A 22639-nucleotide genomic window follows, 5' to 3' on the forward strand; every position below is an offset into this window, starting at 1 on the left:
CGTAAGCAATCAGTAAATTTTTAAATAGAAAGAAATGAGGAAAAATTCATTTTTATAGAACAAAACATACGAAAAAAATTCCTCGAAAAATAACTAGCCTGTAAAATAGAGACCCTGCGCTCTTTTCCTCCTCTCATTTTCTTCAGAATAGTTTTTTTATTTTTAAAAATATTCATTTTTAATTGCTGTGTACATAAATAAAAAAACAGACAGGCGGTTTAACCGGCACTGTCTGTTCTCCATAAATTTTAAAATTATTTTGCATAATCTACTGCCCGTGTCTCACGGACAACTGTTACTTTGATGTGACCCGGATAATCCAGATCATCTTCAATTTTCTTGCGAATGTCTCGAACTAATCGAACGGCTTCCAAATCAGAAATTTCTTCCGGTTTAACCATTACACGAACTTCCCGTCCAGCCTGTACAGCAAAACTTGAGTCCACTCCGGCAAATCCGTTGGAGATATTTTCCAGATTTTCCAGTCGGCGAATATAGTTTTCCAGTGACTCGCTGCGGGCACCCGGTCTTGCTGCTGATAAAGCATCTGCGGCTGCCACCAAGACAGAAATAACGGATGTTGCTTCGATATCTCCATGGTGAGAGGCGATTGCATTGATTACCACTGAATTTTCTTTATACTTCGCTGCCAGTTCTGCTCCGATTTCCACGTGCGAACCTTCAATTTCATGATCCAGTGCTTTACCGATATCATGAAGCAGTCCTGCCCGTTTTGCCAGTTGAACATCTTCACCAAGCTCAGCTGCCAGTACACCTGTCAACTTCGCCACTTCGATAGAGTGATTCAATACATTCTGACCATAGCTGGTACGGAAACGCAGACGACCTAAAATCTTAATCAAATCGGGATGCAAGGTATGAGCCCCAACTTCAAAAGCAGCTTGTTCCCCATACTCACGAATACGTTCATCCATCTCTTTACGGGATTTCTCAACCGTTTCTTCGATTCTTGCCGGGTGAATTCGTCCATCCTGAATCAGACGTTCAAGGGTCATCCGAGCAATCTCTCTTCTGATAGGATCAAAACCTGAAAGGACCACTGCTTCCGGAGTATCATCAATGATTAAATCAATTCCGGTTAATGTTTCCAGTGTTCGAATATTTCGACCTTCACGACCGATGATTCGTCCCTTCATTTCATCGTTAGGCAGGCTCACCACTGAAACCGTTGTTTCTGAGATAGAATCTGCTGCACAACGCTGAATGGCCAGAGACAGCAGATTCTTTGCTTTACGATCTGCTTCTTCTTTCGCACGCTGTTCTGATTCTTTAACCAGCACAGCCAGTTCATGACTCAGTTCCTCTTCTGTTGATTTCATGATGATGCTCTTGGCTTCATCCTTAGACAGGGAAGCAATACGTTCTATCTCTTGATGTTGTTTTTCTATCAGTTGTTCTACTTCTTTTTCCCGCTCATCAATTAATTGCTGTCTAGCACCTAGTTTATCTTCTTTTTCTTCCAGTGAGCTTTCGCGTTTTTCAAGAGTATCATCTTTACGGTCTAATGTTTGTTCTCTTTGTAACAAACGATTTTCCTGTGTTTTTAACTCTAATTTGCTTTCTTTCAACTCACTTTCAATTTCTGATCGATACTTTTGGTTTTCTTCCTTTGCTTCCAACAAAGTTTCTTTTCTCAGAGTCTCAGCTTCTTTACGTGCCTCTTCAAGAATTCCGGCAGCAGAGCTTTTTGCTCCATCTACTGCCTTTTCATGACGAGATTTTGCAATATAAAAGCCTATTCCAAGACCGACAATCAATCCGACGATAGCGAGGGGAATTGTTAAACCCATTGTTTCCACCTCCATACTATCCTGTTATTTTTTCAAAATATCATACAACTTTATTGACATATGAATGCCATTTTTAATACTCTGTTTCACGTGCATAAATTGCTAAATGCACATAAGTTTATTCTAATGTTTGTCTCTGAGTGTGTCAACTTAAAATAACCATTCTTCTACAGCTTGCACCAATCAGAAAAACCTATTATTTCTGTAAAAAAAAGAGCACGTTGTCATATATTGATACGCTTTCTATTAAAGCAGACAAGGAAAAAACAAAAATTCCAAATCTATTTTACAGAGAGTTTTGTATGTATAAAAAATATAATTATTCTGTAGAAAAAAATACATGATTATTTCAAAAGTTATCGACATCTGTCATAGTGTAATAATTAACATCAAAAGGAACTTTTTTTCTCACAATGGTTATGATGGGTTAGATTCGGAAATACAACGATACCGGATTAGAGAAATTTAAAAAATCTACGACATGAAAATGATACAGCAGTCATCGCAGTTTCTATAACTTCAAACTAAGAATCAGCTTTTATTTCGGTACACCGTTATTTTAACCGAACAAAAAAAGTCTAGAGGGATTTTTCCCCTCTAGACCCGACATTACTTTATTGAATTCTCTTCACTAGCATCATTTGCTTTTGTTAATGAGCCGGAGTTTTCTATTCATCATCTAAAGGAAGCTTTTCCTGACCTTCCGCCTCTTCTATTACGATTGAGCCATCTCCAATTCCATATGCTGTTCGGACAATTGGGGAAAGTTCTTCGATCATTCCAGGATGTTCAATCATATAGACTTTCACGTTTTCACGTCCTTGTCCGATCCGCTCTCCCTTGTAGCTATACCAAGCACCGCTTTTTTCGACTAGCTCCTTTTCTACAGCCATATCAAGAAGTTCACCTTCCTGAGAAATTCCCTGACCATACATGATATCTACCTCTGCCACTTTGAATGGAGGAGCAACTTTATTTTTAACAACTTTGATTTTAGTACGGTTTCCGATAATGTCCGTTCCCTGTTTTAATTGTTCTGCACGACGGACTTCCAGACGGACTGTTGCATAGAACTTCAAGGCACGTCCGCCGGGAGTTGTTTCAGGATTACCAAACATGACACCGACTTTTTCACGAATCTGGTTAATGAAAATAGCGATTGTCTTTGTTTTGTTAATAGAACCGGATAATTTACGCAGCGCCTGTGACATCAAACGTGCCTGCAAACCTACGTGGCTGGCACCCATTTCGCCGTCAATTTCTGCACGAGGCACCAATGCTGCCACAGAGTCAATAACAACAATATCAATAGCACCGCTGGAAACCAAAGCATCAGCAATCTCCAAACCTTGCTCCCCCGTATCTGGTTGAGAAAGAAGCAGTTCATCAATATTAACACCCAGTTTTTGTGCGTATTGAGGATCCAGCGCATGCTCAGCATCGATAAAAGCAGCTGTTCCACCCTGTTTCTGTACCTCAGCAATTGCATGCAATGCTACTGTTGTTTTACCTGAACTTTCAGGTCCATAAACTTCAATAATTCGTCCGCGGGGATAGCCGCCGACTCCCAAAGCAACATCCAATGCAAGTGATCCGCTTGGGATTGTTGAAATCTGTTGATCAATTTTTTCTCCAAGCTTCATAATAGAACCCTTACCAAAGTTCTTTTCTATTTTCTTTAACGCAGCATCCAGTGCCACTTTGCGATCATCAGCCAATTGATAATCCTCCTTATATATAATAAATGATTTATTTTCGATAATACTATCTTAACTTCTTTTTTCTTAAAAATCAAGAAGAAAGCGAACAAACATTCGTATTTCTAATTTTTATTTAAGACTGCCCGTCGAATCAGGTCCAATCCCTTCATTGCCGCACTGCAGCGTATATATTGGCGATCCCGATTAAAATGATATACAGCGGCAGTTGTCTTACGGTCCTTCCCTGCCAGCCCAATCCAGACCGTTCCGGCCGGCTGCCCCTCCAGCTCATCCGGTCCTGCAACTCCTGTAAATGAAACTGCCAAATCGGCATCTGTCAGTTTCAGAGTACTTTCAGCCATTGCCTTCGCACATGCTTCGCTGACCACTCCATGTTCGTCAAGAAGCTCCTGAGGAATACCCAGCAGCTCTCTTTTCATTGTTGGAGAATAGGTCACAAATCCTCCTATAAGCACATTGGAAGCTCCTGAAACATTCCCTATCATGCTTTGAAAGAGTCCTGCCGTCAAACTTTCTGCCGCCGCCACTGTTTTGCCGTGAGCAGCCAGCAATTTGACTGTCGTTTCTTCCAATGTATTTTCATCTCCATAGCCATAAAAATAGTCACCAACTTTTTCCATAATCTGCTTTTCCATTGCAGAAAGCAGTGCTTCGCCGTTTTCATCCAAGGATACATTGGCAGTCAGTCGCAAAGTTACTTCATTTGGTTTCGCATAAGGCGCCAAAGTTGGATTGGTTTGATTATCAATTAACTCCTTCAGGTCAGTAACCAGCTGAGATTCTCCAATACCATAAAAACGGAGAACTCTCGAAACCAGCTGTTCTTTTGCTGGAAACAATTTCTGCAGCAACGGGCGAACATACTGAACAAACATCGGCTTTAACTCACCCGGAGGTCCGGGCATCAGCAGATAGCTTGTATCATTTTTTGTCACAAGGGAACCGACAGCAAGACCAGTTGGGTTTGGAATTCCTGTCCCTCCGTCAATAATCAGTGCTTGCTTCAAATTGTTTTCAGTCATCTGACGGCGGGAAAATTCAAAAAATGAGTGCAGCTTTTTCATTCCGTCCTTATCCTGAATCAGCGGATGCTGAATATGAGCAGCAACTGCATCTTTTGTCAAATCATCGTCAGTAGGTCCTAATCCGCCGCACAAAACGACTAGATCGCTTCGACTGTCTGCCAGATCCAGAATCTCCGTCAACCGTTGAAAATTGTCTCCCACAACTGTATGAAAATAAACTTCAATCCCTAAGTCCGCCAACTCTTCTGAAAGAAATGTAGCGTTTGTATTCACTACCTGACCAAGCAGCAGTTCTGTGCCAACAGCAATAATCTCTGCCTTCATAATTTTCCTCTTCTCATTCTAATCTACGTAAAAAAGTCTACTTTCATTTTAACACACGAATTTTTTCCTGCAAAAGTACTAAAAAAGTAAAATAGTAGGAACTCTTCTTAAAGTAAATTCTACTTATCCTTACCATTTAAATCAAATGTGACAAACTATTTTGCCCCGCAAAAAAACACTGAGAGATTTTTAAACAATCTTATGGATTTGGTTTCATGAAAAATGGTAGAATAGCATGTAGGAACGTGACGCTATGCATCGAGGATCGCAACACAGTGAGAACCGTAGATGCACTGCTATTTTCATGCATCGAGGATCGCAACACAGTGAGAACCGTAGATGCACTGCTATTTTCATGCATCGAGGATCGCAACACAGTGAGAACCGTAGATGCACTGCTATTTTCATGCATCGAGGATCGCAACGCAGCGAGAACTGTAGATGCACATTCTTTTTGCCTGTAGGAACGTGACGCTATGCTGCCTATAGTTACAATGAATGAACTTTGCGAATTCATAGAATTGTCGTTAATACCCTCAGATAAACTAACCTTTGCTGAAGGAATACTTATCGAGGCTTTGCATTGCAAACTCCTAATTAAGGAAATAAATTTTAACCCCTTTATTCCTAATCAGAGCTTTGCACACCATCTCACTAGTTTATTTCTCTTAGCGAAACTGGCAATTTCACTAGATATTCCTACACAAGTGAAACTGACAAAATAGAACTGGCAGGTCAGCATAAATAGTTTACCCTGCTCCTGTTACATTGATAAAAATTAAAGAAATTAGGCTCACTATTAAAATAAAAATCACAAGAATATTAGATAAAGGGAGAGATCGTATGAATAAAAGAATTATTTTCGGATTGCTTAGTATTGGTTTTCTTAGTCTGAGTGCCTGCAGCAAGCCGGATGATCAAAAAGATACATCAGCAAACAGTTCCAGCTCTGAAGCTGCTCTTACTGACAATACAACCGCTTCCACTGAAACTCCGGAAGCTCAAGCTCCAGAAGCCCAGCCTCAGGCAGCCATCACTGCTATGGAGGTTGTTCAAAAGTTTAAAGAAGCGGGACTGGGGGTTAACGAAGAAAGAGATATGACCCCGGAGGATTATGGATTGGCTCCTATGAAAGCCGCTTCTGGTGCTATCTTTGGCGTATATTATTCTGAATATACTGCTTCGTACCTAAATGGACGGGTAACTGTTTACACTAATTTAGCTGATTTGCAGGAAGTGAAAGCTTTCTACGATAATCTGTCAGCAGAGGACCCTCAGTATAAATCCTGGACTGCTGTAAATGAAGAGAAGCTGATACTGCTGCAGATGAATGGCGGAATTGATGAAGTAGCATTCGGGGAATTTGAATATATTCTGGGAACCGTTTAATTTTTTAAATAAAGTCTTCCATATTATTCACCTACTCTTCAAAATAATTTTTTGATTATCCATGACTCTAAAAAGAAAACTAAAGAGTTTGGGACAGAAATAAAGTTTCAAACTCTCTTCATACTCTAAACTCGAATACATGGCGGTACAAAAGCAAAAATTCTTTTTGCGACGAGTAATCGCAGGAGCAGCTCCTTCGGAATTAAGTCGAACGATACTGAAAATATGAGGACCTCCAGGAAGGTATCAAGGAACGCTATTCATAGAATGAATAGTGTTCCTTGACAATTTTCGGATATTCCTTCTTACTTCTCGGAGCTGATCACTTTTAATTACTTATACTACACGCTATTTATAGCCTGTAGTCCATCGTATACGCATAGATTTTTTCAAGTGTTCCTTCAATATCATATTTCACACCAAAGCTTTTTCCGAACAAACGGGTCTTCTGCCCTTCCTGATAATCTTCGTAAATAACAATATCTTTTCCCTTTAAAGTACCTGTATCTGCTGTTTGAATTGCGAATTCTTCCAACAGCCTATCTAACTCTTTCAGCTCCATAAGCTCACCCAGCTGCCTCAGTGTATGATTCAAATCTGCTCCATAAAATTTTTCATCTGACAAATCATTATAAATATCAATTTTCTGGCTGGCCAGCTTCACTTTTCCCAGCGTTTCAATATACTGATATTTTGCTGCCACGGTTCCATAAGAAGTATATTTTTCTTCATTTTTAAATTTAATTTTACTGGAAAAAGTCAGTGTTGAATTATAGGCATTAAAACTAAATTCTTCTGCTTCCTGCTCTGTACCTTCGATTAGAAAATCTTCTATCATTATCTCTCTTGCCTTGTCAAAAGACGGGAGCAGTTCCAGTTCAAACTTGTCAGCAAGAGCTGTCAGCGCTTCGGACTCATTCGTCACTGCATATTCGTAATTACCAAATGGCTCGGAGCGGTCTGCCCACCAGGTAAAAGCTGTTTCATTCTCCGGTAATGTTTTATCTGCTGTTGATACTGGAGTCTGTGAACAACCTGATATAACCAACCCTGCGGCGGCTGTTAGACAAGCTCTTATTATTTTTTTTACATACATACGTTCAGCTCCTTACTCTGATACTGGAATAATCAGCGGTTCTTTTCCATTAAAAACAGCTGAATCAAATGTAAGCATGACTGCCTCTTTTCCTATCAGCTGATAGACTGCTGCGCTTTCTGCTGACTGATTATTGGACAACGGCTGATTCCCCGTCTGCTGCAAAAATGCAATATCCGGATTATCCCGAACTGCTTTTTCTTCCTGTAATAGCATACGGTCCCCTTGTTCCAATGTAACCAGGCTCTCCCATTTTTCTGAGGGGATAATTACCTCTGTCCCCTTATTCGTCAGTACATAACGAATAATCAGCTGATCCTCTTCTATTTTATAACCAGTGAACTGGACAGCAGCTTCCTCTTCAGTTTTGTCTTTTGCTGAAGCAGTTCCCAGATAGGTCAGCTCCAGCGATTCAACAGATTGGCGGATTACTGCCTGCTGTTTGTTCGCACTATTGTCCTTTGGCCGGTAATACTGAAAACTGACAAGGTTTGAATCTGTTACTACATAATAGATGTCCAGCCAGACTCGTTTTTTTTCATAGACGCTGGGAATCAAATAATGAATAGCAGGTCGACCTGCCACCTCAAACTCCTCAATCTCAGCAGTTTCCAGCAGATAATGCTTACTGACCTGTTCTTCCGTCTCCGCTGCCAGCTGTTCAACAGAAAAAGGCTCACTCTCTTCCCCTCGAATAAACATTACAGCACGACTGTTCCTATCTTCTGCACCAAAAACTGCTGCTTCATTAAATGTTGTTTGATAGTCCTCTTCCGGCTCCCAGCCTGCGGGCAGCTGAAATTCATACTCGCTGCCGTTGATTGTAAAAGCTTCGGTTTCCTTTGCCAGTTCATTCCCCTGACAGCCGGACAGCAAAAGAATAAGCATTCCTGTCAATGCACCATTTAGCCATAGCTTCATTGAATTTCTTCCTCCTCAGCCGATTGATTTTCCACTGGTTGTACAGCTACTATCCACCCATTCCTTTTCTGCCAGTAAAGATACAAAAGAAACAACAGAATACAACCGACAAATAAAGAAGCACCCATCACAAAACCAGATGGCAGAAAGACAAATTCAATTGTATGCTCACCTGGCAGTACAGCAACTGATAAAAAGGCATCTTTGAATGTTTTTACTTCTGCTTTCTCACCGTCAATATAAACTTCCCAGCCTTTATCATAAGGAATAGTTGTTAACAATACCTGTTCATTTTCCAATGAAACCTCCGCCCGGGCTCTTCGTCCCTCCACCTGAAAATCAACACCTTTTTCCTGCATCCTTCCTGCTGCCTCAGCAAAATGTTCTGTATCAAGAAAGACTGCATCGGGGCGATACAGTTCCACTTTTTGTTGTCCTCCGGATATTTCCGCTGTCACCTGAACAGTTGTCGGCTCCTCAAAATAGCCTAAATTATAATACTGACCACTGTTAACCAGTCCGGATTTTCGTGTGACTCCGCCAACTGTCGTTTTCACATCAATCCCTACAGAATCAGCCAGATTTGTCACAACCAAACTAAGGTACGCCTGCTGTTTGGCCGGCACCGTTACCAGCCAGGTCACCTGCTTTGCAAGATTCGGTTCAGTCTCTGCGATACTTATGATTTGTTCTTCCTCTGTTACAACAGCATTCATTGAATTAACCAGTGTTGCTTCGCCAAAGCTGAAAAGCTCCCCCTTTATCCCAGACAGATGATTAAACAGCTCTGTCTGATTGGCAACGGCTCCGCTTTTGTAAATCTCCTCGTCAGTCCATATTCCCAGCGGCAGAGCATACTCATTTTCATATAAAGAATACTCTCCGGATTTTCCGATCTTAGTATAGCCGAACTTTAACAGCTCTCCTTTTGCCACGTTATATTTCACTCCAACCAGCGTGTCTGCCAGTAAAGTGTTGTTTTTGTAATCAATCGTCAAGTTTGTTCCCAGAGAACGGTAACCCAACGCATTCAAATACTGAGAAGAATGTCGGTTGCGGATAGAAGAAAACATGGACACGCCATGCGAGCCAAAATTGAAGCTGGTATTCAACGACTCCACATCCAGATTTTCCAAACGGAAAAAGTTTTGTTCCTCCTGTTTCGTGCTGTCAGTCAGTGTTTTAACATTATCGTAGGATTCTGCATATAATACTCTGGAAGGATAGCCCCAATCATAAAGAATTCCTGTCACCATATTTTTTGCATTGAATAAGGCTTCTACCCCCATTAGCAGAACCAGCAGCACTGGAACCCATTTTGACCATTTTGAGGGAGAAACCCATAAAAGCCAAAGCATTAAATAAATGATCAGCAGACCAATCGTAATAACCAGAGACTCCATTGTAATCACATCATAGCGCTTCTTATTGGCTAAAAACAGCATCAGTAAAAAGACACCGCCAATTCCCAGCACACTGTTTATCAGACGATTACTGTCTGACTTTTCAAATTGTTCCATTCCATACCCGGCCAGCAAAATAACCAGAAAAGAGAATAGAAAACTAAATCGGAATAAAAACATATTCGGTGCATGCAGCCCATGCCAAAAAAGATTCAAAGGATAGATATAGACACTGGCGATAAGTAAAAGTCCCAAACTCCCATATCCCAATTTTTCCTTCCACGAAATCTTTCTGCAGACAAAGTAATACACACAGAAAATCAGCGGTACCAGTCCGATATAGATAAATGGCATACTTTCGTATTTTGACGTATCATACACACCTGCCATACTTTTAGCAATAAAATCCCATGGTCCCGTATCAGCTGTAAAAAAGTCAGTAATTTCGCTTAGACTTTCCCCATTTGTTCTCAAATCAAGAATTGCAGGTAAAATTGTCACCATGGACGCTCCGCCGGCAAGTAAAGAAGTAATCAGATAGGAAATAAATCGCCCCTTATATTTTTTCCGATTCAGCAATGTTCGTATGACTGTATACAAAAAAGTGAAGACACCTACCATAAACGCCATATAGAAATTGGACAAGAACAGCAGCAGATAACTGGTAAACAATAAGGTCGGCTTTCTTTGATCCATCAGTCTGTGAATTCCCCAGATAATTAAAGGTAAATAGACAAATGTATCCAGCCACATGATTACTTCCGAGTAGCCTACAGCATAAGACATCAGCGAGTAAGAAATGCTTAAGCCAACTGACAGCCACCGATTCAGCGTAAACGTATGCTTGGCGAAAAACCAGAATGCCAGACCGCTTGCACCAAATTTCAACAGTGTCAGATAATAAATTGTATCCGGCATATTGGCATTGTCAAAGAAGCCGACCAAAGGAGTGAAAATACCATTAAGATAGTATGCAGCCAATGCCCAGTAATTTAACCCTAGAGAGCCCGACCATGTATAAAAAATACTTTGTTTTCCATGAAGTACATTGTTGAAACTGGCATGGAAGTTCGCATATTGTGCAAAGGAGTCTGTCGCCAGAATACTTCTCTCACTTCCCGGATAAATTTCAATAGAATAATAGGCAACGACCATCAGCAGTACAGGAATACTGAAACTGAGAATCATTGCCAGATAGTGCTCCTTTACAAATCTCTGTAATCGTTTCATGTTTAGTTCTCTCTTTCTTGTCTGTATTCTTAATGGACAGCCCCCATATTTGTCAATGGATAGTAACGGTACAGCACAACCCCTTCAATCTGTGCCGAGTCAACTAAGCCAAAAACCCGGCTGTCATCAGAATGCAGCCGATTGTCACCTTCGACAAAATAATGTCCTTTCGGAATCGTCTGATAACTGCCCAGCATATATGCAGTGTATTCTGAAACCTGAATTGTTAGGGTTCCGTCTGCCAAACTGCCTGGTTCTCTCGGCAGAATTTGAGTATCTCCTTCAGCTGTCACACTTTCTTCCGGCAGCAGATACAGTGTTGTGCCATCCAGTTGAATCTGATCACCGGGCATCCCGATAATCCTTTTTACGTAGGACTCCCCCTTGATCTCTTTAGGTTCAAAAGTAACAATATCGTATCGTTGAATGACCTGCTGCTTCTTAACAATAATTCGATCACCTGTTTGAAATGTCGGCGCCATTGATTGGCCATCTACTTTATGTGTTCCAAACCTCAGAAAAAAAAAGAGCAGAAGAAGCAAAAATAACAACAAGCCCCATGTTTCTTTTTGCCTGAACCAGTTTACGAGATTTTTAGGCAGTTCTCTCCATGTTTTTGTTTTTTTTAAGTAATGAACCCGCCTTTTTATTCCGATTAAAAACTTTTGCTGCTTTTTGTTTCGCCGAACAGCAGATTGTCTCTTTTGATTCCGAGATTTTCTTTTCTTTATTTGAGTCCTTTTTTGTTGCATACCTATTGTCCCTCTACTCTTCTTAAAACTGACGCATGGCATGGATAGGGAAGATTCTGGCCTTCACCAATCCAAAAATGTCCTCTTTTTTTACAAACCCAAAATAGCGGCTGTCCGTCGCATAAAGTCGGTTATCTCCCAGAACAAAGTAGCAGTCGTCCGGAACCCTGATTACTTCAGCGATTTCCTTCAAAGTGAAATCTTCTGTCATCGGTTCAGCAGCAGCTTCTGAAAAAACAGATGATAAAAACCGTTCTGGAATTTCTTCACCATTAATAAACAGACTGCCGTTCTTGTAATAAAGTTCCTCACCAGGTAGTCCAACAACTCGCCGAACCATTGCTTCACCCATTTCCGGCACTTCAAAATACAGCAGCTTGAAACGCTGAATAGAGTCCCATTTATATACAAAGAGACGGTCCTGATCATTAATCGTCGGTGTCATAGAATAACCTTCTATTTTGGGTATTCTGACAGTAACCCAGAATAGCAGACCAAAGAGTACTGCCGCAATGAGGAGAGCAATCATCAATTCTTTAATAAATGCGCCCTCTCTTCGTTTCTTTTGTTTTGTATAATTTCTCTTCGGCTGTTTTCGGTTGCTGGTTTTGCGCTGTTTCCCATTTTTTGAAACGGCAACAGTCTTTCTGTGTCCCGATTTTCTTTTCTTACTTTCCCGCAAATTTATTTTCTTAGCAGATTTTGAGTTTCTTTTTGTTTTCGTATGAGACAATCGCTGCTTTCTTTTTTTCACCATCAGCACCTCTTGACCGTCTTTTACTGTTTTTTCTTCAATGCACCTTCATTTACATTAAAACGCTTGAATACTGTACTCTGACTTTCCTGTACTTTGACAATATCAGCAAGATATTCTTCTGCTTTCCCGACTTGCTGAAGGCTTTCAGCTGACTGCCCGTTTAAATTGACACCCAACTCTCTTAATAAAGTAAAATGCCGATTCAGCAGCTTTTGCCCATCTTCTGTTAATGTCAGATTGGCTTTTCTTGCGCCGTAACTAGCTAATTGGGAGGTGATTTCGTGCAGATTATTGCTGGATTTTTTCGGATTATCTCCATTTTGAATATTGGTAATCTGCAATGCTGCATCATCCAGTAAATAATAGCTTTGCACCAATGCATCTGCATCTTCCGCCTGCAGATGATTCTGCTGATAATAGCGGGAATACATACCACTGGCCAGAAAGAGTCCGGCAAAAACAAGAACTATCAAACTTCGACGTCTCTGCCCTTTCCGCTTTTTTTCCAGTTGTTTACAGGCGCGTAAAAACTGTCGTCGTTTTTTCTTCTTTTTAGGCGGTTGTTTTCGCTTCAGTCGTTTCCACTTTCTACTGGTTCGCAAAAAACCAATAAAAAGGAGACAGCCAAACAGGGAAAAAAGAAGGGTGCCGGATAACAGGATGACAAATGACCAGTCTAATATACTCATACTTCCTTTTTCCTTTCTTTCCCTCTATTTTCTTTTTGCTTTTCTCTGTTTTCTTAAGGCTTTCTTTTTCGTTTCTTTTTGCTTACGAATAATATGCACAATGAAGAAAATAATGACAGCAATAATCAGCATCCCGCCGGCAATTCCTCCTACCAGCAGCCAGTTAATGCCTTCTTCCTGTGTCAGCTCCACATCCTGTTTGTTGTATTTATCGGCATCTTCATCTGTGATGGTAAAGCCTTCTTCCCATTCCCATTTTCGTTCACCTGAAGTTCCAACTACTTTCGCCCGATATTCCCCCGGAACCATTTTTTCTCCGTTCATGGAAACAGCAAAATCCACCATACTATTTGGCGCCACACGCATATTCGCTTTCTTCGTATCGTATAGAACTGTATCTGAATCCTTCGTCATAATCTGTACTTCCATCGTCAGATTTTCCAAATAGGCTGCTTCAACATTCGAAAAATTCACAAATATACTGTTTCGATAATTGCTTAACCCTGCGTATACCTCATTCAGTTCCAAATTAGGCTCTACTACCGTATCTGTTTCAGTTAATATCATACCGACCATAAAAGCATATTCATTAATAACACCGCTTTGTTTTTTTCGCGCTTCTTCATCAACAACCTTTTTCAGCTGAATCCCTCCGGAAATCACACCATCATAGGTTGCTTCCGGCATGGTGATTTCAAGTTGCAAAGGAACCATACTTTTTCCCGGAACAGTCACTGTTTCCGGTGCTTTCACCAGATCAGAAAAATCATATTTTAGCGATTTGTCATTATCAATCGGGCTGGGACCATATTCTATAACACCATTACCGTTTGTTTTTGTACCATTTAGTGAAACAGCTATGTCAAGAGGCTCTTCTCCTTCATTGGTCAATTGAATCTCCACTGTCTGCTGTTGTCCGGGAGTCATACGCAAATCAAAGTAGCCAACTTCATAATTCTGCTGATTTTCCGGTTGAATTACTTTGTAGGTAAATCCCAGCGGACTTGCCCCGTTTGCCTGCTCTGCAGAGGTTTCTTCTGCATATGTCGGTGTCGCCAAACACCCAATTCCTGCTATGTATAAAACGATGATCATAAGCCACCCAATTCGTCTTTTCATGCTTTAAAAGTCCTCTCTTTCTCCTCATAAAAGAAGGTCGCCGACTTATAAAACCGCCGGCGAACCTTACTGGCTGATAGGTTCTTTAATTTAGAATTAAAGAGTTTCAGATAATGTCCAAGTAATTACAGCGTTGTAATCACCAGCACCCACTGCAGTTGAAGTAGGGATATTCATTGTTACAGATTCATTACCAGTTGTTTTATCGCCAAAGTTCAATTCGAACTGTCCATAACCTTTTCCGTCAACACCTGTATTACTAAGGAAATCAAATGTTGGCGTTGCTTCGCTGATTGTTCCCTGAGTTGTCAATTCACTTGCATCCGGTGTCAGTTCAGGAGAACCAGTTTGTGTCAGGTGTGCATTTTTGTAAGTGATGCTTGATCCATTCAATGCATATCCGCTTGCAGTGTCTGTAAATTGTTGTGTCAATGTTGCAGATAATTTATATGCATGGTTTTCCTGTGTACGCAGATCTTGGTATTTCACAAAGTTTTGTACATCAAATTCTTCAGTGCCAGCTTCAGTACTTCCTGGGTTAGCTTTAAATAGTGAAGCATCATAGTCACGTTTTGTATTGGCAGTCAATACATCATGAGATTCAAATTCCAATGGAGTAATTGCAATGATACCAAATTCTCCAGGATTGGTAACTGAAGGCAGATTTGTAATTGTTGTTCCATCGGTAACTCCCGGATCAGTTGGGATAACTCCTGAAGTGCCTGTATCAAATGTAAATTCGATATGTCCAGTTCCTGTTTTAGCATTATCTACCGCTTTCGTTGTATTTGGCGCTGCCAATGCAACCCCTGCAGCAGCTACTAAAGCTGCTCCGCATAATTTGTGTGATAATTTCATGTGTGTTTCCTCCTAGTTTGTTTGTGTGTTTTATTTATGGCAACTCGGCTAATATCCAAGTTAACACCGTTGAGTAAGTGACCGGGTCCTTTTTGGTTGCCCCCGGTACGGACAACGTGATTGCACTGTTTTCCTGCATTTGTTTGTTTCCAAAGCTGCTGTCCAGCATTGGCTGGCTCTCAGCATCAACTTTAGGCGTCAATGTACTGTCCAAACCCAATGGGTTATCATTAGATGCACCAAATGAGATTGACCATGTACCATAGCCTTTTCCAGAAGCTGCTTCCGCCAAATTATAGGTTGCGCCTATATTATCCAGTCGAATGACTTCTTTGGAAACGGTTGGTGCCGCAGCCTTGTCCTGAGTAGAATTGGTCCAAGATTTATCCAGCGATAAAACAGCCCCATTCAACTGGCTATTAGCTGTATTGGCGTTCTGAAACTGCATTTCCTGACGAACCTGGAGTGTCCATCCTAGCGCTGCCCCACGGTAATCAGATACTTGAATGAAGTTTCCTCTTGCAGCTGTTTCATCATGAAACAGCTGTGCATTTACAGGATAGACAGTATCGGTATCAGAGATTTTATTGTGCCCGGTAAAGTTAAATTGAGGAACAAAATCAATACGCAGCTTGCCGGATGTACCTGGCGATTCTCCCGGATCCGTTTCATTCTCCGGATGCTCAGGATCTTGTATCCCCTCATCATCATAATCACCGGTAAAGGTAATATGACCATCCGTTTGTCTGCTGTTTTCTGCATGAACTGTTTTCTGACCGACTGAGCTCACCCCTAAAGAAAACAGGAGAACGGTACTCATTAACCATGATTTTTTCATTCTTCTGCCTCCTTTTTCTTCCGCTTCATCAGAAACAGGAATAAGGCAATTAAAATCAGAGCAGCTCCACTGAAGGACAAGCTTTTCTTAACCAATTCACCGGTAGATGGATACTTACCGGCAGGCTTTGCTGCTGCAGGTTCTGTACTCCCTGAAGTGGTCGGATAAGAAGATGCCGCTGTTGAAGAATTAGTAGTTGAAGAATCAACAATTGGTGCATCTCCCTCATAAAAACCAATCTCTCCATTCGTCTGAACAGCTCCTCCGATTTCTTCCTGTGCGTAGGCAACAGGAAGAAAGGCACCCGATAAAAGCAGCAATCCCAAGGAAGAAAACAGCAGATAAATCAATTTTTTCACTTTCATCACTATTCCCTCCTTTTAATATGTTTCACTCAGCGTGAACAGGATTGTTGCCCGATACTCGCTCATTTCTCTGTATTGTGCTGCATTCAACTTCAACTCAAACCCATTGTCTTTATTTTCCCATTCGTTTTCACTAACATTGTATGCGCCGCTCGCCGTATGATGCTGTGTCAGAATAACTCTGGACTGATTCAGACCAAGAGTCTCTTCCCCATTATCACTCTTATAAATCAGCGCATTCGGCAATGTATAAGAAGGATCATTTTGAGAAGTCATCACTTCAGTCACTGTTGCCGTTAACGTCCAGTCCGTAAATACTGCACGGCTGTCACTAACAATCAGCGGCGTATCGTACGTTGGATTTTTCGCATGGAATTCACCATAACTGCGAGCCTCTTTCAAGCCGAAATCAATCTTATTCGGTGCTGAACTCAGCTCCAGCACACCATAAATGATGCCGCCCGGATTTTTCGCTACACCAGATTCTGCCCAATAGGTTTCATGATCTGCATTCGGATTAACAGGACCTGCAACAAACGGTGTTTCTCTCGGAGAATCTCCTTCTGCTTTCGCTGTGTTCTCAATTTCTGTTCCTGTAGCTGAATATCCAACCGTTGTTTTAAATGTGACAACTACACTCTCCTGTGTGGCAAGATCGCCCAGATTAACCGACAACAGACGTGTATCTGTATCATAGGTATACCCATTTGGCGAAGTTACAACTATTCCATCCACAGTCACTTCAGCAGTAGCTGGATCAAATATCACTGTATCAGGAATGATGTCTGTTGCAACAACTGCTTTCCAGTTGGTTGCATAGCTGCTGTCTTTATTATTCTTGATTGTTAAAGTGTAAAGCAGGGTATCTCCAACCTGAGTATTTGCCACTTCCACATTATTTCGATAAGCAGAAGCCGCTTTTTCAATACTTGGCTGATCTGGTAAAATATCCGCCACTGTATATTTTTCTACACCTTTAAATACCGCATCATGGTAAGCCAAATCGTTATATGGATTAATATTCCCATTTACCGTATTCGTTACCGGCGGTTTAATTAAACCAACCTGATCATAGAGAACTGGTACCGCACCTGCTTCAGAAACAACTTCTGCTGCTGTATGCTTCCCAGCCTTATCTTCCAGATAGACACTTAATTGTTTGGTCTTATCTAAATAAGAAGGAAGATTGAATGACCATTTGCCATCAGCTTCAACAGCTGCAGTTCCCAGCAGTGTTCCAACCGCTTTGTCACCTGTATCGTAATACACATAGACTGTTGCCCCTGCTTCTGCATTTTCACCGGAAAGTACCTTTGTCGCATTATTCAGATTTTCATCTGTCAGTACAGCTGGCTCCGGCGGTGTTACATCCAAAACAGTTCGCCGGGGTGTCTGTATATCGTCCACAGTACTAATGTGCGCTTTGTTATTTTCCAGATCACCACGCCAGGCATCTGTTACTTCCACCTTGTAATCTTGAGGAAGAAACGCATCATCCGGTACAGCAATTCTGAAAATCCCGGCACGTTCGTCATCTCCATAAACCGAGACGGTGCCCGAGCCTACTATTCCTTCAACAATCGTTCCCTGAAGCCCTTCATGAATAATTGTCGTTCCAGTTGAATCAAGGATGTTCGCTTTCACCATTACTTCATTGGTAAATGCAGAACGATTCCCGTCATGTTTCCCTTCCGGTACTCCTGCATGCCCCCAAATATATTTATCTGCATTGGTAGGAACTCGTAATTCATCAACAACCGGTCGTTGATTGTTTCCATTCATTCTGGTCATGTTTTGCAGCTTTGAATTTTCAGCTAAAAACTGCTGAACTTCTGCACTGCCAGAAACAAAATTACCAAGGTTAGCATTGGTACTGCCTGATGTAGTTGATAGTGTAAAATTCACATTCACAAATGATTTATCCGGATTTCCGGTCACATCTTTCCCTTTAATCCAGAAAGCTACATCTGTATCAGCAGCTGTAAATATTGATCCTGTGCTGTTATTAAATATTTGGCCGCCGCCAGAACGTGTATTGGTGAAATCAAAATACTTCATTGTTCCAAACTCAATGTCTGTTACACCTGAATTAAAGATAGCAGAGGTACTTCCTGACGATGCTGAAGCCGTTTGTCCTCTGGCAACGAAATAGGTGCCCTCCTCTGCTCTGATTTGCATAGGATAGTTTTGTGCATCAATCGCAGCACCTGTAAGAGCAGTGATTTCCACATTGGAATCTTCATCAAACAAGTTAAACTCACTTCCGCCGCCAGAAGCACTATCATAGTGTATCCCCTGATTGGCTCCGTCTGACCCCGGATTCCTTGCTGTCCCATCTCCATTATTTAGTACAGTAAAATCTGAGCCTGTTCGAACATAAACCTTATTGTCTGCACCATACATACGAATTCCTGCAGCACGCCCTGCTTTTTTCTCAATATTAATTCCAGAATTTTCTTCAATATTAAATGTCATTGCACCACGAACTCTGAACCGTAAAGCTGCTCCCAGAGTATATCCATGGTCGTCATCCTGAATAATATTAAGCTCTGAATCATTCCTAACATTAAATACGCCATTTTGACTCATCAAAACAACTGCAGAGGTATGAATGGAATGTAAATCAAACATGGCACCATCCAATACATTAATAGTGGAATTGTCCCTGTTCATCAGGAAAATGCCTCCTCTGGAAGCCTGCTGCTGTCCATCTCCTTCAACATACAAATACGTTCCCTGATCCTTAACATAAAAATCAGCCTGTGCTCGAATATCCCACGCCTGACCACGGTCATTGGATGTGGTTCCTTTCATACTGTGGGTATAAACCTGTGATTGCTTTTCAACAACAATCTGAGAACCCACGGCAGAATCATCATAGTTTCCGAAAAACTTTTCAGCATAACTCTTAACCTGAGAGGCGTTGGTGACTGTAAAAAATTTGGAAACAAAAATTGCTTCTGACGAGCTTCCGGCATCAACTGTCAAATCGACAGCATCCAATACAATTGTTGCGCCTTCCATTAATGCAATGGAGCCAGTATTTCCGGATAGACTTTCAACCTTGCCAGTTACTGTTAAAGCACCCAAACCTGAGACAACAGAGTTCGTTGCCGTGTAGGAGAAATCCTGCATAATCATATGCGCAGCAGCTGTCGGCTGAAATGAATATCTGCCCATCGTTAATGAATGACCTTGACCATTTATAATGACTTCACGGTTTACGCTGACATTACTTGTAGCTGTGATATCTGCAGCAAGGTTAATCTGATCAACATCGGGACTACCCAACTCTATTACTAACTCTGCCCAAGTTGTTACTGAAACAGGATTAACTGCATAGGGTACTGCTAAAGCGGTTGGCAGAATGTCTGTCGGATTTCTCTGAATTGTTTCAGAAGGCTGAAAATCCAGTGTTGTTTCAGCAACCGTCTGCTTGCCAACAACTGCTTCCACCCTTCCAGATTCAACACTCACTTCATTTGGCAAGACTTCAATAACCAGTTCCAGCGGCTCTTTTAAAGAAAGATCTTTAGAAAAAGAAATCGTTAATTCTGAGCTGTCCGCATTTTCTTCAGCCTTCACGTCGTCATAAAGCTCAGACGGCAATGCATCAAGAAGTGCTTCTGAATACAACACTGCATTATTTGATTTCAAGCTAATATCCTGACTGAAATCAGTAATCTCCATTTTCAGGTAGTTCATTTTCTCATCATCTGCCAGAGTTGTCTGCTCCAGTGTAACAATGCTCTTTTCAGCTCCTTTTACAGGCGATGTCTGCCACTGTTTAATGGAAAAAACAGCAACCAAACTCACTAAAATGAAAAAGAGTCCGATAAAATACTTCTTTTTATTTTTTTTCATTATTTTCCTCCTTTCTTCGAGAATTGGTGCGTCATTTATTAACGCATCTATTTCAATTCTCTCTGTTCCGCTCACTGATTCATCAATCTGTTAAACGAAACAGAGAAAAAAGAAATCATCTGTCAGTAAAAAGCTAAGGTATTTTGCTAAAATTATCTAAAGTTATTATTAATCGAAATCGACTTTGTAGTAGTAGTTAACTACATAGCCTGAATCTGTTTTTTCAACAACAAATGTTTCAACATCCACTTCTACAAAAGTATGTTCATATGCTGAAAAATCTACTAAATGATTCTCATAGTTAAATACTTCCCCAATTGGATAATCAATTGTTTCTTCACTGTATAGATAAAAATCATCGCCGCTATATTCATTCACCCAGTACTTCACAGTTACCGGAACAGTAAAATCAGTTGGGGCCTCTGAGAAAATTACTTCATGTATCCCATTTGATTTCAGCTGTGTCACTTCATTCTTGTTCACTTTAGTGTCTTGACGATAGCCAACAATTTTCAACTGTTTTGGTGAACCTTTAGAAAGGTCTCCCAGCAGTCCGCCATCGCTGTTTAAAAATACATTGTCAGGCTCCGAATACCATTTGTAGTTTTTCATGTTTTTCATATTGCGGGCAACACTTGTAAAGTCTGTAACAAAGACAGGAACATCATCTGTAATTTTGAAGGTTGGTTTCTTATATTCTTCACGAACAATTGCGCCTGAATAAGCACGCAGCATTTGTTTATCTGCATGTAATGCTGAATATTGGCTGTTAATATTTGTAGAAATACCAGTGATTGAGCTTCCGGCATCTTCTGCCTGAATATGAGCAATAATTGAGCGGGCACCGGCTACATGACCTTCCCCAACAACTGTTGCACCTTTCCAAGCATAGATATCTCTGTATGCATAGATTCCGATTCCTTCGCTGGCCGTTCCTTTCAACACAGCATCATAGTATGGCTTAATATCATTTTCACAGTAGATACCATATTTTTTCCCGTATGCTTCTACTGTTCCGCCTTCCATTTGGATTTCATTATGAACAAATAATCCTGTGCCGGCAGCTATAGCTGTAACATGACCTTTTCCATATTTAGTGCTCTTAAATGCTCTTAAATGCGCCCCTACATAAATACCTGTTTCTCCAGTCGTCGTAACATTCAATGTTCCATTTCCTTTGAATTCCAGAGTACTTTTTACATTAATGGCACCCATATCAACCGGAACCGTGTTGTTTAGTGTAATCGTGATTGTTTTTGAACTATAAAGAGAAGACTGCTCATTCAGAACGTATTCACCCTTTTTAGTGGTCAAAATATTAGTTCCATCTGCTTTAGTTGTAACAGTCGCATCATATCCTTTTAAATCTGTTGCTGACGTTAAGACAGAAGCTGCAGATGCTTTCAAGCCTCCAGCCACAATGAACAGTACTGCAAAAAGTGAAACTAACAAGACTCTGGTTGTTCTTTTAATTCCTAACATATATTTCTCCCTTTCTTTAGTAAAACTTCTGTAAATCAATAACTCTTCAATTGCATCAAATGAATGACCGATCTTCTTTATTCAATTGAAACAATCATTTTCCTCTCCCAACGAACGCCTCCCCATTTGCTATTTTAAAGTGAATTATATGGTCATCACCTCATAGCGAACCTTTTACAGCTGCCAATGGGTGTATGACTTCTCCCAAAAATCTTTAAGTCAGACATTTAATACTTAATCAACTCAGACTAAACGACCAGCATATAACCCTTGGAACGGACAGTTCGAATAATTGTCGGCTCTGCACCAGCATTCTCCAGCTTCGTTCTTAAATGAAATACTAAATTTGCTACTCTGTATTTATTGTCCTTGTAAGGTATTTTCCAGACTACTTCATAGATTTCCTTATATGTGACCCCTTTTGACTGGTTCTTATGAAGAAGCTTCATCAGCTGGAACTCCAGCCTGGTCAGCGGTATCTCCTCTGCATCCGGATGCATCTTCACGCTTACGTTATGAGGAATCAATTCAACCAATGAATCACTTTTCCCTTTGATCTTTTCCAAATCATTACTGTGCTCTTCCTTTTTCAATTTTTGATATCTTTTCAACGAATTCTCAATGATTAAATTGACCTCCTCAGGTTCACTTTCTGATGAAAAAGTACCGTCGGCCCCTAATTGAAGATAAAGGACTTTTTGAGTGGCTGACGGCTGATCAGAAAAGACCCAAATCAGAGGATTTGATTTTTCCTTAATTTTCATTATCAATCCACAGATAACCCCCATATTTTGCGTATCATCTTCTTTAAGGATCACCCCATCAAGATTGCTGACCAGTTTTTCTACATTTTCCTTGTCAACTTGGAAGACATTACATTTCGATTTCTCAAGTGTCCCTATGTATGTATGTTCAAAGTCTCCACTCAACTGATTCACACCTATGTTGTACATAGCTCTTCCTCCTTAATCCTTGTCTCTTTTACTTTTTTCAGG

General features: G+C 40.8%; 17 protein-coding genes. 1 reads left to right on the forward strand and 16 read right to left on the reverse strand.

What is annotated here, in order from left to right; all coding sequences use genetic code 11:
* Positions 1-254: 254 nt before the first annotated feature.
* The 3 genes from rny to IW492_RS11710 form a co-directional block, all read right to left on the reverse strand.
* Positions 255-1811: a ribonuclease Y gene (gene rny, locus IW492_RS11700; protein WP_202067813.1), complete on the reverse strand. Its 1557-nt coding sequence runs from the start codon at positions 1809-1811 to the stop codon at positions 255-257.
* A gap of 668 nt (positions 1812-2479) precedes the next feature.
* A complete protein-coding gene (recA, locus tag IW492_RS11705; protein ID WP_202067814.1) occupies positions 2480-3529 on the reverse strand; it encodes a recombinase RecA in 1050 nt (349 codons plus the stop codon).
* 104 nt (positions 3530-3633) lie between these two features.
* Positions 3634-4881, reverse strand: coding sequence for a competence/damage-inducible protein A (locus IW492_RS11710; protein ID WP_202067815.1), 1248 nt, complete (start codon positions 4879-4881; stop codon positions 3634-3636).
* Between the two features lie 843 nt (positions 4882-5724).
* Here IW492_RS11710 and IW492_RS11715 point away from each other — a divergent pair.
* Entirely contained in the window at positions 5725-6270 is a 546-nt protein-coding gene (locus tag IW492_RS11715; protein ID WP_202067816.1) for a hypothetical protein, read from the forward strand.
* Positions 6271-6622: 352 nt separating this feature from the next.
* Here the strand turns inward: IW492_RS11715 and IW492_RS11720 are convergent, their stop codons facing one another.
* The 13 genes from IW492_RS11720 to IW492_RS11780 all read right to left on the reverse strand — a co-directional run bounded on the left by IW492_RS11720 (position 6623) and on the right by IW492_RS11780 (position 22597).
* A complete protein-coding gene (locus IW492_RS11720; RefSeq protein ID WP_202067817.1) occupies positions 6623-7366 on the reverse strand; it encodes a hypothetical protein in 744 nt (247 codons plus the stop codon).
* Positions 7367-7378: 12 nt separating this feature from the next.
* A complete protein-coding gene (locus tag IW492_RS11725; RefSeq protein ID WP_202067818.1) occupies positions 7379-8287 on the reverse strand; it encodes a hypothetical protein in 909 nt (302 codons plus the stop codon).
* Entirely contained in the window at positions 8284-10920 is a 2637-nt protein-coding gene (locus tag IW492_RS11730; RefSeq protein WP_202067819.1) for a YfhO family protein, read from the reverse strand. The genes IW492_RS11725 and IW492_RS11730 overlap by 4 nt, the downstream gene beginning before the upstream one ends.
* 29 nt (positions 10921-10949) lie before the next feature.
* Positions 10950-11672: a signal peptidase I gene (gene lepB, locus IW492_RS11735; protein WP_202067820.1), complete on the reverse strand. Its 723-nt coding sequence runs from the start codon at positions 11670-11672 to the stop codon at positions 10950-10952.
* A 22-nt stretch (positions 11673-11694) separates the two neighbouring features.
* Positions 11695-12426 (reverse strand): signal peptidase I, encoded by a 732-nt coding sequence (lepB, locus tag IW492_RS11740; protein WP_202067821.1) that lies wholly within the window; start codon positions 12424-12426, stop codon positions 11695-11697.
* 23 nt (positions 12427-12449) lie between these two features.
* On the reverse strand, positions 12450-13118 hold the full coding sequence (locus IW492_RS11745) for a hypothetical protein (protein ID WP_202067822.1): 669 nt from the start codon (positions 13116-13118) through the stop codon (positions 12450-12452).
* Positions 13119-13142: 24 nt separating this feature from the next.
* Positions 13143-14237, reverse strand: a complete 1095-nt coding sequence (locus IW492_RS11750) for a DUF916 and DUF3324 domain-containing protein (protein WP_202067823.1) — start codon at positions 14235-14237, stop codon at positions 13143-13145.
* A 96-nt stretch (positions 14238-14333) separates the two neighbouring features.
* The gene (locus tag IW492_RS11755) at positions 14334-15095 is read right to left on the reverse strand and encodes a WxL domain-containing protein (protein WP_202067824.1); all 762 of its coding nucleotides are present in this window, start codon (positions 15093-15095) and stop codon (positions 14334-14336) included.
* Positions 15096-15129: 34 nt separating this feature from the next.
* Entirely contained in the window at positions 15130-15933 is an 804-nt protein-coding gene (locus tag IW492_RS11760) for a WxL domain-containing protein (protein WP_202067825.1), read from the reverse strand.
* Positions 15930-16298, reverse strand: coding sequence for an LPXTG cell wall anchor domain-containing protein (locus tag IW492_RS11765; RefSeq protein WP_202067826.1), 369 nt, complete (start codon positions 16296-16298; stop codon positions 15930-15932). Before IW492_RS11765 ends, IW492_RS11760 begins: the two co-directional genes overlap by 4 nt.
* Before the next feature lie 15 nt (positions 16299-16313).
* On the reverse strand, positions 16314-20162 hold the full coding sequence (locus IW492_RS11770; protein WP_202067827.1) for a pectate lyase-like adhesive domain-containing protein: 3849 nt from the start codon (positions 20160-20162) through the stop codon (positions 16314-16316).
* 168 nt (positions 20163-20330) lie between these two features.
* Positions 20331-21644, reverse strand: a complete 1314-nt coding sequence (locus tag IW492_RS11775; protein WP_202067828.1) for a carbohydrate-binding domain-containing protein — start codon at positions 21642-21644, stop codon at positions 20331-20333.
* A gap of 248 nt (positions 21645-21892) precedes the next feature.
* Positions 21893-22597 (reverse strand): winged helix-turn-helix domain-containing protein, encoded by a 705-nt coding sequence (locus IW492_RS11780; RefSeq protein WP_202067829.1) that lies wholly within the window; start codon positions 22595-22597, stop codon positions 21893-21895.
* Between the last annotated feature and the right edge of the window lie 42 nt (positions 22598-22639).

Origin of the sequence: Enterococcus sp. BWB1-3 (genome assembly GCF_016745275.1) — a bacterium.
In the GTDB taxonomy this organism is placed as follows: domain Bacteria; phylum Bacillota; class Bacilli; order Lactobacillales; family Enterococcaceae; genus Enterococcus_L.

Bases quoted from the DNA above. Each gene is read 5' to 3' on its own strand.
- IW492_RS11730 (WP_202067819.1), bottom strand. From the start codon at position 10,920: ATGAAACGATTACAGAGATTTGTAAAGGAGCACTATCTGGCAATGATT.
- IW492_RS11750 (WP_202067823.1), bottom strand. From the start codon at position 14,237: ATGAAAAGACGAATTGGGTGGCTTATGATCATCGTTTTATACATAGCA.
- IW492_RS11715 (WP_202067816.1), top strand. From the start codon at position 5,725: ATGAATAAAAGAATTATTTTCGGATTGCTTAGTATTGGTTTTCTTAGT.
- IW492_RS11770 (WP_202067827.1), bottom strand. From the start codon at position 20,162: ATGAAAAAAAATAAAAAGAAGTATTTTATCGGACTCTTTTTCATTTTA.
- IW492_RS11775 (WP_202067828.1), bottom strand. From the start codon at position 21,644: ATGTTAGGAATTAAAAGAACAACCAGAGTCTTGTTAGTTTCACTTTTT.
- IW492_RS11745 (WP_202067822.1), bottom strand. From the start codon at position 13,118: ATGAGTATATTAGACTGGTCATTTGTCATCCTGTTATCCGGCACCCTT.
- IW492_RS11755 (WP_202067824.1), bottom strand. From the start codon at position 15,095: ATGAAATTATCACACAAATTATGCGGAGCAGCTTTAGTAGCTGCTGCA.
- IW492_RS11780 (WP_202067829.1), bottom strand. From the start codon at position 22,597: ATGTACAACATAGGTGTGAATCAGTTGAGTGGAGACTTTGAACATACA.
- IW492_RS11760 (WP_202067825.1), bottom strand. From the start codon at position 15,933: ATGAAAAAATCATGGTTAATGAGTACCGTTCTCCTGTTTTCTTTAGGG.
- IW492_RS11725 (WP_202067818.1), bottom strand. From the start codon at position 8,287: ATGAAGCTATGGCTAAATGGTGCATTGACAGGAATGCTTATTCTTTTG.
- rny (WP_202067813.1), bottom strand. From the start codon at position 1,811: ATGGGTTTAACAATTCCCCTCGCTATCGTCGGATTGATTGTCGGTCTT.
- IW492_RS11710 (WP_202067815.1), bottom strand. From the start codon at position 4,881: ATGAAGGCAGAGATTATTGCTGTTGGCACAGAACTGCTGCTTGGTCAG.
- IW492_RS11720 (WP_202067817.1), bottom strand. From the start codon at position 7,366: ATGTATGTAAAAAAAATAATAAGAGCTTGTCTAACAGCCGCCGCAGGG.
- lepB (WP_202067820.1), bottom strand. From the start codon at position 11,672: ATGCAACAAAAAAGGACTCAAATAAAGAAAAGAAAATCTCGGAATCAA.
- IW492_RS11765 (WP_202067826.1), bottom strand. From the start codon at position 16,298: ATGAAAGTGAAAAAATTGATTTATCTGCTGTTTTCTTCCTTGGGATTG.